This is a genomic window from Paenibacillus sp. MABNR03 (assembly GCF_050455445.1).
Classification (GTDB): Bacteria; Bacillota; Bacilli; order Paenibacillales; family Paenibacillaceae; genus Paenibacillus; species Paenibacillus xylanilyticus.
Genome location: NZ_JBCIYR010000001.1, coordinates 574,074 through 586,824, shown reverse-complemented (window position 1 = coordinate 586,824; position 12,751 = coordinate 574,074). Strand labels below are relative to the sequence as shown.

The 12,751-nt window shown below is 47.2% G+C and carries 12 protein-coding genes; 4 read left to right on the top strand and 8 right to left on the bottom strand.

The window, feature by feature from the left end:
• Nucleotides 1-98: 98 nt before the first annotated feature.
• The 8 genes from AAIH57_RS02585 to AAIH57_RS02550 all read right to left on the bottom strand — a co-directional run bounded on the left by AAIH57_RS02585 (nt 99) and on the right by AAIH57_RS02550 (nt 9,770).
• Nucleotides 99-752, bottom strand: a complete 654-nt coding sequence (locus AAIH57_RS02585; RefSeq protein ID WP_430020437.1) for a prolyl oligopeptidase family serine peptidase — start codon at nt 750-752, stop codon at nt 99-101.
• 16 nt (nt 753-768) lie between these two features.
• Complete coding sequence (locus AAIH57_RS02580) at nt 769-1,785, bottom strand: SDR family oxidoreductase (protein ID WP_430020436.1); 1,017 nt, start codon at nt 1,783-1,785, stop codon at nt 769-771.
• A gap of 96 nt (nt 1,786-1,881) precedes the next feature.
• Nucleotides 1,882-2,307, bottom strand: a complete 426-nt coding sequence (locus AAIH57_RS02575; protein WP_430020435.1) for a cupredoxin domain-containing protein — start codon at nt 2,305-2,307, stop codon at nt 1,882-1,884.
• Between the two features lie 226 nt (nt 2,308-2,533).
• The gene (locus AAIH57_RS02570; protein WP_430020434.1) at nt 2,534-3,493 is read right to left on the bottom strand and encodes an EamA family transporter; all 960 of its coding nucleotides are present in this window, start codon (nt 3,491-3,493) and stop codon (nt 2,534-2,536) included.
• Between the two features lie 332 nt (nt 3,494-3,825).
• Complete coding sequence (locus tag AAIH57_RS02565; protein WP_175396338.1) at nt 3,826-6,039, bottom strand: DEAD/DEAH box helicase; 2,214 nt, start codon at nt 6,037-6,039, stop codon at nt 3,826-3,828.
• Complete coding sequence (locus AAIH57_RS02560) at nt 6,036-7,379, bottom strand: ATP-binding protein (RefSeq protein WP_175396337.1); 1,344 nt, start codon at nt 7,377-7,379, stop codon at nt 6,036-6,038. Before AAIH57_RS02560 ends, AAIH57_RS02565 begins: the two co-directional genes overlap by 4 nt.
• Nucleotides 7,380-7,386: 7 nt before the next feature.
• Nucleotides 7,387-8,913 carry a TerB N-terminal domain-containing protein gene (locus AAIH57_RS02555; RefSeq protein ID WP_430020433.1) on the bottom strand — a complete coding sequence of 509 codons (1,527 nt, stop codon included), beginning with the start codon at nt 8,911-8,913 and terminating at the stop codon, nt 7,387-7,389.
• Between the two features lie 257 nt (nt 8,914-9,170).
• Entirely contained in the window at nt 9,171-9,770 is a 600-nt protein-coding gene (locus AAIH57_RS02550; RefSeq protein WP_430020432.1) for a biliverdin-producing heme oxygenase, read from the bottom strand.
• A gap of 243 nt (nt 9,771-10,013) precedes the next feature.
• Between AAIH57_RS02550 and AAIH57_RS02545 the strand changes: the two genes are divergently transcribed.
• The 4 genes from AAIH57_RS02545 (at nt 10,014) to AAIH57_RS02530 (ending at nt 12,730) form a co-directional block, all read left to right on the top strand.
• Nucleotides 10,014-10,811, top strand: a complete 798-nt coding sequence (locus AAIH57_RS02545; protein ID WP_430020431.1) for a Nif3-like dinuclear metal center hexameric protein — start codon at nt 10,014-10,016, stop codon at nt 10,809-10,811.
• Nucleotides 10,812-11,058: 247 nt separating this feature from the next.
• Nucleotides 11,059-11,484, top strand: coding sequence for a DMT family transporter (locus AAIH57_RS02540; RefSeq protein WP_413033702.1), 426 nt, complete (start codon nt 11,059-11,061; stop codon nt 11,482-11,484).
• A 44-nt stretch (nt 11,485-11,528) separates the two neighbouring features.
• Nucleotides 11,529-12,227 carry a Crp/Fnr family transcriptional regulator gene (locus tag AAIH57_RS02535; protein ID WP_430020430.1) on the top strand — a complete coding sequence of 233 codons (699 nt, stop codon included), beginning with the start codon at nt 11,529-11,531 and terminating at the stop codon, nt 12,225-12,227.
• Nucleotides 12,228-12,241: 14 nt separating this feature from the next.
• Nucleotides 12,242-12,730, top strand: coding sequence for a DMT family transporter (locus AAIH57_RS02530; RefSeq protein WP_217506442.1), 489 nt, complete (start codon nt 12,242-12,244; stop codon nt 12,728-12,730).
• Nucleotides 12,731-12,751 lie beyond the last annotated feature (21 nt).

Here is a 12,751-nt window from a genome sequence, read left to right as displayed (position 1 = left end):
CATTACCCTTTTTTATCATATTGGCAACCTATTATAGCATTAAAAACAGGGTTAATACACTTGATGATTCCAAATATCAATGGCTGATGAACAATGGATTACAAGGTATGACTAAGAAACCACTTGTACAGTTCAGGATTGCTATACGTCTCGTCCCACGCATTGTGATTGCCTTCAGGATAGACTGTAAGCTTCACGTTTGCATCCAACGCTTCAAGTGCATCCACAATCCCCTGTGATTCCGAGAGCAAAACAACGTCGTCCTTAGCACCATGGAATGCCCAGATGGGCACATTGCTCAAGGCTTCAGCTTTGGATGGGTTTATTCCTCCACACACGGGAGCCACCGCTGCGAATACATACGGGTAGTCGACCGGCAGATGCCAAGCCCCGTAACCGCCCATGCTTAATCCTGTGAGGTATACCCGTTTCGGATCTGCAGGATAGTTGTCCAGCACATGTTCGACAATCGCAATCAGTGCCTCCTTTTCCATTGCCCAGAATTCATCCTCCGGACACTGTGGAGATATCACGATGAACGGAAAGCTCTTGTCCTGATCCACTATTTGCGGCAGCCCATGCGCTTTGACCTTTTCCAGATCACTGCCGCACTCCCCAGAACCATGAAGAAACAGAATAACGGGCCACTTCTGTTCCGCAGGTTGTTCTTCCGTTTCGGGAACGTGCAGCAAGTAGTCCAGCGTCAACGTTTTGGTTATTTCTTTTACTATTCGATGCCCGGTTTGGGTCATATCTGTTCCCCCACTTCTATTCTCTGATCTTCTTCAATGCTTCGTCCAGTGCGCCAACCACCTTATCACACCATCCGTCAAATTCAGGATCCTCGGTCTGCAATTCAGGATGAGCAAGAATAAACTGAATCGTCTTCCTGATTCCCTGATCTGCCCTCGTTGTAGCCACAAATTCAGGTACAAGTCTCTTCAGCTTACTATTGTCGAATACCACGGTATTAGCCTTGTCCCCAAGCAAACCGCCTCTAAGATCCTGATCACTGCATGCCGCCAAAAACTCAGACGGTACATGAACCGCATTCAGTTTGACACCAAGTACTCCTGCGATAATCTCATAGATCTGATTCCACGTCACTGACTCGTCCGATGTAATATGTACAGACTCACCAATGGCATGAATATTCCCCATAAGACCGATAAATCCTTTGGCAAAGTCACTGTTATGCGTTATCGTCCAGAGCGATGTACCATCACCATGAATGATTACGGGTTTGCCTTCGCGGATGCGCTTGAGAACCTGCCAGCTCCCTTTGGCCCCATGAACACCCAGTGGTACGGACAGGTCTCCATACGTGTGACTTGGGCGCACAATCGTCACCGGAAATCCGTGTTCCCGATACTGCTTCATCAGGTAATCTTCACAGGCGATCTTGTTGCGTGAATATTCCCAGTAAGGATTGGACAACGGTGTGCCTTCGGTAATGCGGTAATCAGCAAGCGGCGTCTGATAGGCAGATGCCGAACTAATGAATATGAATTGTTTCGTTTTGTCCTTGAATAAACGATAATCCCTCTCGAGCTGTGACGGTACAAAAGCAATAAAGTCTGCAACCACATCGAATTCCAGATCCGCAATCAGGTCCGCCACTCGATCTTCATCATTGATATCAGCTTGCAGCACTTTCACATCCGCAGGCAGGTCATCATTCCGATTTCCCCGATTGATCAAATAGAGTTCACAGCCCTGACTGGCGAGCTGATTCGTAATTGCTGTACTGATTGTGCCTGTTCCTCCAATAAATAGCGCTTTCATAATAGGCCACCTCCAGATGGAATGTCTCACTAGTCCATGATATCACGCATACAAAAGAGGAGCAAAGCCAGCTTGTCACTGACTCTGCTCCTCCGTTTATACTACCTTAATCGTTCCGTATATCATGTACATGCCGCAGTGAATTTCATATTCTCCAGGCTGCAAATTTTCGTCAACAGTGTAGTAGTTATCTCCTTTTTGCATGTATAAATCCAAGCCAAGTTCTTGTGAACCAACCGATTTAACATGGGTGACTGACCGGGTGAGAATAAAATTAATTTTGGTGGGAACTCCCGATTTAACTTCTATCACACCAGGCTCAAATCCATCGTTACTAACATTGACATCAATGACTTCATATCCCGCTAAATCCTCTGGTGTCCCGGCTTGTGCCGTTACTGAATTCCCCGAGCCAGGGGACATATCCTTGCCCATGAAATATACGAGAAAGGATCCGAGTAATACAATTACAGCAATGCCTAGCGTTAGCCACGGCCACATTTTCTTGATTGAGCTGTTCATATCAACATGCCTCTTTTCATCATTTAAAAGTACAACCTCTATCATACCTCAAGCTGCTATAGATGAAAATGGCCCCTATGGGCCATGTCAGATTATGCATTTCACAATAGCTCAAAATTCACAGAAAAACCTTCAAACCGTAGAAAAAAAGCCTGATTACTCAGGCTTCTTTACGTTTATATTTATTTCCACTAACACTCTTTTGCATCCCTGCTTCCTATTGTCTTCAGGAATACAGCGGTGTGCTCCGACTGCGCTTCAGCCGCATTTTATATAACTCTGGCAGGGCAACACCGATTAGAACGATAATGACGCCAAACCATTGCAGCCCACTGACATGTTCATGGAGTACGAAGGAAGATAACAGTACCGCAACCGGTAGTTCAACCGCACCCAAAATGCCTGCCATGTCGCCTCCGATATGAGGAACCCCTACGGCGAAGAGGACTGGCGGAATGAAAGCACCGAAAAATCCGAGCAGTAATCCAAACACAAGCAGCTGGCTCCAGATCAGTCCGTTAAACAAGAACGTTGGCGGGAACAAAATGCAGAGCAGGATTAATCCGCCTGTAACCATCCAGGCGCTGCGAAACGCAGGATGTGCTGATGGAACGGCTTTGCCGCTGAACAATACAAACAGCGAATAACTCACAGCTGCCATTAGTCCAAGAGCAATACCAAGACCATTAAACTCACTAAGTCCCTGTTCCAAGAAACCTGCGGCAAGCAGCGTACCCCCGAATAGGATAATCAGTGTCAAGAAAGTGACTTTATCCGGACGTTGACGTTTACTTATTGCCTGAATCAATACGCTAATCCATGTAAACTGAAACAGCAGGATAATCGCGAGTGATGCCGGAATGTAACGCAATGATTGATAATAAACCAGGCCCGTAATGACCGTCGGCGTTCCGGCAGCCATCAATAGCAAACGCTGCTTCCACGTCAAACGTGTGAAAACGTTGGCTGCAGCTGATGATGATGGTGATTTGCCATCTGCCTGTGATCTGCGTTTAATTTTAAACTTCGTGTATAATGCCAGCATCCAGGACAGGATGAATCCCGTGATCAGCTGTGAGCCTACAACCTCACCGAGCTGATATCCTTCACCGTATGCCAGTACCACAATAGTGGACAAGATGCCATAGCTCATCGCTCCAGCGAGAACGGACAAATAGTATTTCATTATGATTGAACCTCCTGATGATCGATATTACGTCCGCATGTCTATTCCATGCCAAGGTCACAACCTGCCATCCAAACGCAAAAAATCCTAACTTCGAGCAAGGAACATCAATTGATTCCCTGGCATCGTAGTTAGGAAGTATAGGCTTCCCGTAGAGACCCTCGCCCTGTGTACACTTCTGGCCTGCGAGGTTATACGAAATAAAGTATGCTTTTGTGATGTAACGTATGTGACGACTTTTCATATATTACATGGCAGGTGAGATGGTGTCAACCCTCATCATGAATTTAAACAAATTTGAAACATATGCGGCTTGGACGTTACTATCAGTGTCATGATAATCCAGGAGATTCCCAAGCCAGGGTCTGTTCCAATCCCTCCTGTAACCCTTGCAGATCCAAGCCATCTACGGCAAAAGCTTCCCGGATCAATGGCGGCGCCACAAATTCATCATATTTACCGAGATACGGTGCTTCGTCTTCTGCCAGCAGTCCTGAAGCATCTTCAACGGTTCGGCACTCACTCATAATCTCTGCGAGAAGTGTACGTGCATCTACTTTACCAGAGACAACAAAATAATACGGCTCCATGGGCACAACCGAACGCAGTGCAAGCTTGTCAGACAGATTATGCTTCATCAAACGTTCCAGTGTTCGGAACGATTTACTCCCCACCCAAGGCAGAACGTAAACGGAGTCGCCTCCTGCGGGAATGACAACCTGCTTCAATAACCCGCTCTCTCGTGCCAAACGACGTGCCCGCTCAAGCCGATTTACCGCTTGTGGAGACAAATAGGGATAGATCACAGAATCAGACAGAACCTCGCGCATTTTCTGGACTACCAAGGTATGAATGTCACCCCCTGCACCGAGCCATAAGGTGTCCACTTTGCCTTTGGCAGCCTTCACATACACGGCTTTATGTTTGTGGTCCACTTCTTCCACTTTCCACAGCTTACCCGCAAGCGAAAAGCAATACCCTGGCGGCGGGACTGTCGTAATCGAACCAATTTCCTCTGAGCCATTCAGTACCTTGTATTCCTCATCATCTTTAAAAACAGCGTAAAAACGATAGTTATTCACTGTCTTCTCGCCAGTTAACCCGATGATTAATGTTCGTTCTTCAGTCCATTGCAGATGATCCGTTTCGATCAGATAATTCAGGAAAGTCTGGTACTGATCGGCCCGGATCTGGCTGAACGGCGCAATTGAAAGTACGGCATACGCAAGTTCACGAGGCTCTGCTTCTCCCATGCTTTTCAGCATACTCATCGTCTGATGATAGAGAACACCCATCGGCATTTTACGAGCTTCAAGAGGTTCAACCCACTTGGTTTTCACATACAGCTCGATGACAGCAATAGCCCGCAGCAGCGTCCAGGGCATGCGAGCCGGAAGCTGCGCTTCTTCATCCTCTTCTTCCGGACATACGAATAGCATCTCCGAAGCCATGTCATCCCGTCTGCCCGATCTGCCCAGACGCTGGACGAAACTCGATGCGCTGTAAGGGGCTCCGAGCTGCACAACCCGCTCCAATTCACCAAGATCAATCCCCAGCTCCAGCGTTACAGTTGCGGCGGCTACTGCCGGCCCGACGCCGGTTCTCAGGGCAGCTTCGGTTTCCTCTCTGAGCATGGCCGAAATGCTGCCATGATGCACATGAAACACATCCCTTTCCTCTCGCCGTGCGGCTACTCTTCTCATCTCAAGGATGGTCACTTCGGCATCCGTACGGCTGTTGGTGAAGATCAGTGCCTTTTTGTGATGAGTACTCTCATAGATAAAATCGTAGTAGGCTTTTCGTGCGTTGTGCAGATGTTCTGCCTGTTCTTCATCCCGGGCATCGGGAAAGGAGAAGTGCTCCACCCGCAAGCGCAATTTGCGGCCGCCTGGAGAAGAAACGACATCCACGCCCTCCTGCGTTCCGGCTGCCAGCCAGGCTGTAGCTGCATCATAGTCACTTAATGTCGCAGAAAGTCCCACCCTGCGGGGTTTGCAGCCAGCCATTCGTTCAATCCGCGCCAGTTCACTCAATACCTGAATACCGCGATCTGCTCCCATGAACGCATGAACCTCATCAATAATGACGTACCTTAAATCATGAAATAGCGCTGGAATGGCATTCGGACGGTTCATCAGCAGACCTTCCAGCGATTCCGGGGTAATCTGGAGAACTCCGGACGGATTCCGCACCAAACGGGTTTTCTCTGCTTGTGGCACATCCCCATGCCAGTGCCATACCGGTATATTGCCTTCAGACAGCAGGTCCTTCAAACGTTCAAACTGGTCATTGATCAGTGCCTTTAGCGGCCCGATGTACAGGATGCCAACAGATTTGGAAGGACGTTCATACAGCTCGGTCAGTGCAGGAAAAAAAGCAGCCTCTGTCTTGCCTGAAGCTGTGCCTGCCGCGATCAGCATATGATGCGGGGTATTGAAGCAGATATGGCATGCTTCGATCTGGGCAGGACGGAGTGCATCCCATTTTTTTTTGTAGATGAATTCCTGTACAAATGGGGCCAGTCTGTAAAAAGGATGATCACTCATAATTCAAATTCCGCCAGAAAATCGTCCATCTCATCCGGAGCTGTCGAAGAATCCGTTCCTTTTCCATCATTCTTCGGCTTGGCCGTCCGTTCTCCAAGCAGCTGAGCATAGGTCACTTCCGGATTCTGGTGAAGTGTATGCAGCACATCCATGAAATCCCTCACTACTTCACGAGTCGTTAACAGCTCGTCTGCACCGAGACGGTTTACTGCTGTTTGCATGAAATCAACCAAATCTTCATCCGTCAGGCTAGCACTATAAGCAAAATGAAGGGCATGAATCTGACGCAGTTTCTGCAGCAGGATCAAAATCTCTTCGTGAGATAACATCGCAAGCTTCAGGATGGGTCCCGTGTAGTTTGCGTATTCTCTCGCTGCATAACGCCCATCAATCAGTCTGGAGCGTAGCGCCTCGTAACTAAACAACCCACGTCTCTCATCCTCCACAAATTGCGGGGTACCTCCCACAAATATGCCAAGATGCTCCGCCTTGCCCTGCATTGTATCGTTGAACATGGTCAGCAGTTTTTCATAATTGCTTTGCCGGGAGATGCTGTTGGTGATTTTGTACAGATTCACCGCTTCATCAATGAAGAGCAGCAGCCCTTTATAACCAATCCGTGCCGTGAATTCCGACCATAATTTAAAATAGTCATACCAGTTGTCATCGTCTATGATAACACCAACAGCAAGCTCCTTTTTGGCTTCTGTCTTGGTGGCATACTCCCCTCTTAACCAGCGAAGTGCAGCCTGTTTGCGGTCATCATCCCCCAGTTTGTATCCGTTCCAGTATGATGCAAGCACTTTGGCAAAATCAAAACCATGCACCAGGTTCTGCATCTCATTCGTAACGGCATAAATCTGTTTCTCCACCTCTGCCGGGAGAGCAGGATCATCAGGCCGCAAACCTTGGTTCTGCATCGCCTGTTGCTGCAAGGCAGCGATCCATTTCTGCAGGATGGGTTCAAGTGCCCCGCCATCCGGACGTGTGCGTGTAGACAAACGAGTCATTAGCTCACGATACGTTGCAAGCCCCTGACCTTTGGTACCAACCAATCTACGCTCTGGTGACAGATCAGCGTCTGCAACAACAAACTCCCGATCCATCGCATAGTTGCGTATCATCTGCAAAAGAAAGCTTTTCCCGCTGCCATACCTTCCCGTAATCAGTTTAAACGCCGCGCCGCCCTCAGCAATGTTATCCAAATCGCGCAGTATCGCATCCACTTCAGGCTTACGGCCCACAGCGATTTGCTCCAGTCCGATCCGCGGCACAACGCCCGCTGTCAATGAATTCACCAGTGCGGTGGTCAGCCGCTTCGGTATTTTTAGTTCGGTCATTGTCCTATCACCTCTTCACATGTTCAAATACATTCATATATTCAGGAACGATCCGGTCACTGTCTATTAGCAGATCACCGATGGTCTCCATTGCAAGATCATTCACTTCATCAAGCAGAAGTGCGGGCATCGTCCCGAATTGTTCTGCGACACGCATTAGCCCGGTATCAGGCTCCGCACCCAATAGCGCATATATAACCAGCACATGCTGGGGAGCAAGCTGTTCTGCCAGGCGGAACCACTCCTCATCCAATACATCTGCAGCCGTTTCCTCCCATTGCAGACCGACTGGCTCATGACTAATCGGTTCTTCTTCAGGGAAATCATCGTTAATTTTTGCTTCTCCCTCCCCAAGAGGAATGGAGTCTGACGAAACTGCTGCATGTTCCGCAATAGCGTCCTCTTCAATCATTAAGGCTTTACGGACGTATTCGCTCTCCTGCTGCAAAGATAGAAGTCTTTCGGTATTGATTCGAATAATCGGTTTCTTGACGGCTTCCGCTTTTTCCGCTGCAAATGCCTTATCCAGGTAGCGTTCGATCAGGCCCGCCAATTCGGGTTCAAGAGTCTTTCCACGCAATCGCCCTCTAAAACCGAGCAGCTCACGACATTTATTCTCGGTACATCGGAATATACGCGTAACGAATTGCACAAAATCTGTGTTCTCTCCAATGGGCACATAGGTTAACAACACCGATTTGCCATAAAGAGCATCATCGTAAACCGCTTTGCGAAATAACATCCGTTCCGTCGTTCTTTCGTTAACCAGTTTGAACTGGTCAACGATCCCTCCCTGACGTGTACGCAGCAAATAAGAATCGACGAGTGCCATAACCTTGGGAATATACCTTTCGAGAACTTCCTCGCCACCATCCCTGTAAAATTTGCTGAGCGTGATATCGTAGTCATAATATCGGCGCAGCAGTTTTAACGAAACTTCAGCAACATGATTCTGCAAAATCCGGTGCATCTCCATATCCAGCATCTCCGCTGGAAGATATCCACTTGTAACGTCCAAAATCTCGGACATTGACATGTACAGTTGATGAACCAGCGCGTAATCCATGAGCCATTCCTGCATATAAACGTCCAGCTGCGGATGGCGCGCCCTGTATTGTATCCATAACCGTTTCAGCTGATCAAAACCCACTTGGGGTTCATTCCACCCTATACCGTTAATCAACTCATACGTATGGACAAAAAGATAGGATAGATCCGTATCCGGGTATCTTTCATGCCTAACTTCCGATCTCCAATACAGATACCATTCCCGCTGAGGCTCGTTCATGACGCCATAAGTTGGCCAGTAGCTCATAAAAGGTACAAACGGAGCAGGCTCTCCTTCCGTTTCTTCAAGGTGCCTCGCCTCTTCCACAAATCGTTTCTCGGAAGACAGTATGCTACCACTAGCCTGCCTTGAATGGAATTGCCTGTGGGCCATTGTTGAACGTTCAGGCACCGGCACTGCCGCAGTTTCCGGCTCTTCGCTCAGATCAATCTCGATAAACTCCAACTGCCTTGAATCGTCTTTCATTGAATGCTGTTTCACCGTCCCTTCATATTCGCAATACGAACAAGTGTATCCATAAGCATCATTATAGCACTTGTCCTGTGTCAGCGGCGACGAAAATAAACATTCAAAAAAGAATGGCGCTCAAACTGTTTTCCAGTTCAAACGCCATTCCATACTCATTTACTTTATAAAAATCAATGATTGATATCCTAAGGGATATTAGACCATGCTCTCACTGAGGTCAGTGTACTTTAAGAGCTGTCATGACATACGAATGATTAGTTTACTTTGGTATTTATCCATTGATCAAGCAATCGGAATGTTTCGGAAGCTGTATGAACCATGTCGTCTTGTTCTTCCTCGCTGCGAGCGAACTGAACAAGCTGCTGCGTGAATTCGGTCCATCTCGTTCTGGTTTCCGCACCATAAGCGTTAAAATATTCAAGCCCGCGGCCTGCTTCAATCGGCAAAAACTGTGACAGGCGCTTGGTCATGATCTGACCCCCGTTGGTAGACCCTTCAATTACATACAGATAACCGAACAATCGTGCAGGTGAAGATATATCAGGCAGTTCCTCACATCTTGGCAGCTGCGCTATGTCCACTTCGCTGGAACCCAAATGACGCAAATCATTTTCTAGCAAAGTGGCTTTCCCACGGATTTCGTAATCCAGTCCGGTGCTCTCCCAGAACGGCTGATCCAAAGCCTGCTCCTCCATCGGTTTCAGAAAGCCGTAGAATTTTTCCAAATACTGCTTATACTCTTCTAAACTCACGGTTTGACTCATAATAGCCTTGGCATAGTCGTTCTGTTCTACTTGTCTGTGATAATGAGCCGTCTCACTTTTCAAACGTTCCATAATGGTGCTGGCTGTCATGTAATCATCACCTTTCTCTGCTTGGTTCCTTTATCAAAATTAAAACGTATGCTAAAGCTCACATGTTCAGTGGAGGTTTGAATGGATGCTCTGTTTAATCTAGATAAAGCTTCTATGTAAGTATACTTTTTCCCATAGAAGAAAACTACTTAACCCCGTTTCACAAAGTGTAATGCTGTCGTCTGTACAAAATGATAAACTGGGAGTATATTCTGTATCCTGTCATTTGGAGGTATCGCATTCATGAAAATTACCGTTCAAGATCTTATCCATCATTTGACCGCCCATGTGGAGCTGCGGGAAAACACGGTAGATCAGCTGATTAGCGGATCCATGGAGCAGCTCGTCACGGGTATTATCGTTACATTCATGCCCTCACAGCATGTCATTGAGCAGGCAATACATCAGGGAGCCAATCTGATTATCGCTCATGAGCCTCCCTTCTATAACCATCATAGTCACACGGAGTGGCTCACTGAAGACCCTGTCTATCAGACGAAGCGCAGCCTCATTGAGAAGGCGGGAATTGCCATTTATCGTTGTCATGATTCCATTCACCAGATTCAACCCGATGGAATCACGGAAGGATTAATTCAGGCATTGGGATGGTCATCCTATGTCGTGCAAAGAAAGCCCGAAGCAGATATTATTTCTTTCGATGATCACATGACGGTTCAGCAGATTGCAGAACATATCAAAGGTACACTTGGAGTTGAATATGTGCGCGTTGCCGGCAGTCTGGAGATGACTTGCAAGCGTGCAGCAGTGTTGGTCGGTTTCCGTGGAAACGGTAATCTAACCATCCCCTTACTTCATAACGAACAATTGGACCTCATTATCGCAGGCGAAGGCTTCGAATGGGAAACACCGGAATACATACGTGATGCTGTGAAGCAGGGCAAACAAAAGGCACTTATTATGATGGGACATGCCGAAAGCGAGGCCGCGGGTATGAAGCTTCTGGCAGCAAGGCTTGACCATGCCTTCCCCGGATTGCCTGTCCACTTTGTAGGCGAGCAGCCCGTGTACAAAGTACTCTAATGAAATGCGATTAATCGCTCCCTGATGTAGGGGGCTTTTTTCTTTTCCTCCATAAACTCCTACCTGTAATTGCTTCCTCTTAAAAATGAATTATTCGAGTGATCATTCGGTCATATGTGGATTTTTGCAGTCCTTTGTTGTACGCTGAATGCTGTGTATTTGGAGCTGAGGACATTTGTCCTTGGCGATCGGGGTACGTTTGTCATTTAATAGAAGTCAAAGTAACACATGATAAGGAGAGTACAGCATGAAAGGAATTATTTTTGCATTATTGGGCGGGGCCTGCATTACGCTGCAAGGTGTAGCCAACACCCGGATAAGTACCGATATGGGCACATGGCAAGCCGCCACCATTACGCAGCTGACCGGCTTCATTTTGGCAGCCATCATCCTGATGTTTGTTCGTGATGTCAACCTTCAGGGTTTAAAACAAGTCAAACCGTTATATCTGGCCGGAGGTGCCTTCGGTGCAGTTATTATTTTCAGCGAAGTGACCGCCATACAGCAAATTGGAGTCACATTTACGATCTCGGCCCTGCTGATTGCCCAGCTGTTCCTGACTTTTCTGGTAGACAGCAACGGGTGGTTCGGTGTAGTGAAGCAGAAGATGAAGTTACCACAATTTCTTGGCATAGCACTCATGGTTACAGGTGTCATCATTATGAAGCTGTAGTTTGCTTTTAGTTTTCACAAGAACAAGTCGGGGGCGAAGTACTGATGGAAGAAATCCATAATGAAAATCAATTGTTGCACTATTTGAAGCAGTATCAGCTCGAATCGGTATTTCACGAGCCCCTGCGTCCATACATGACGGTATGCCATTTTGAGAAATGTGAGTTGATCTATCGCGAAGGCGAAGTATCGGAATACTTATATGTGCTGGTGGAAGGCAAAGTCAAGATCTTCACCACCTCCGCTCAGGACAAAACACTTGTACTCTGCTTCAAAACACCACTTGAAGTTGTTGGCGATGTGGAGTATGTCCGGGAAAGCAATATTATCAATACCGTACAGGCCGTCACACCTGTCGTCATGCTGCGTATTCACTATCGATACCTCGCTGAACATGCGAGTGATTATGCACCATTGCTCAAATTTTTGCTAAAAATTATATCCCATAAGTTCTACATTGATTCGAACTTTTCCAACTTCAATCTGATGTACCCCGTTGAGGTTCGGTTAGCCAGCTACCTGCTCTCCATATCCACCGAAGAAGCAGGAGCAGTTGTACACGAGGAGCTTGACTCATTCAATCTGACCGACATCGCGAATCTGATCGGTACAAGTTATCGGCATCTGAACAGAGTCATTCAGAAATTGTGTACTGATGGGTTGATTGAACGCAACCAAGGTTTTATCCAGATTAAAAACCGGGACGGTTTGCGTCTAATAGCAGGTCACAATATTTATGAATAAGGAGTTTACAACCGATGATTATTACGGGTATTTTGCTCGCATTACTTGCAGGTTCACTGGTCAGTCTGCAGACCGTTTTTAATAGTAAAGTCAATGAAAAAACCGGATCATGGTCCACTACAACGATGGTTCTACTCACCGGATTTCTTGCCTCATTCCTGATCTCATTGCTGGTGGAAGGCAAGAATACCTTCAGCTTCCAGCATATGCAGCCGTGGTACTGGTTAAGTGGAGCAATTGGTGTAGGCGTCGTGTTCTGTCTCGTACAGGGGATGAAGCTGCTGGGACCCACCTTTGCTATTTCCATCGTGCTGACATCGCAGCTGAGTTTTGCACTGTTGTTTGATTCCATGGGGTGGCTTGGCCTGGAGAAAATTCCGTTTTCCTGGAATCAGCTGCTCGGCGTGCTTGTTATCGTTGGAGGGATCGTATTATTCAAATTTGGCGGCAGCAAAACAAAGAAATCGGAAAAAGCCCGTAGAGCTCTGCGGTCCAATTCGTAGGGAACCAAACAAAAAGAGTGT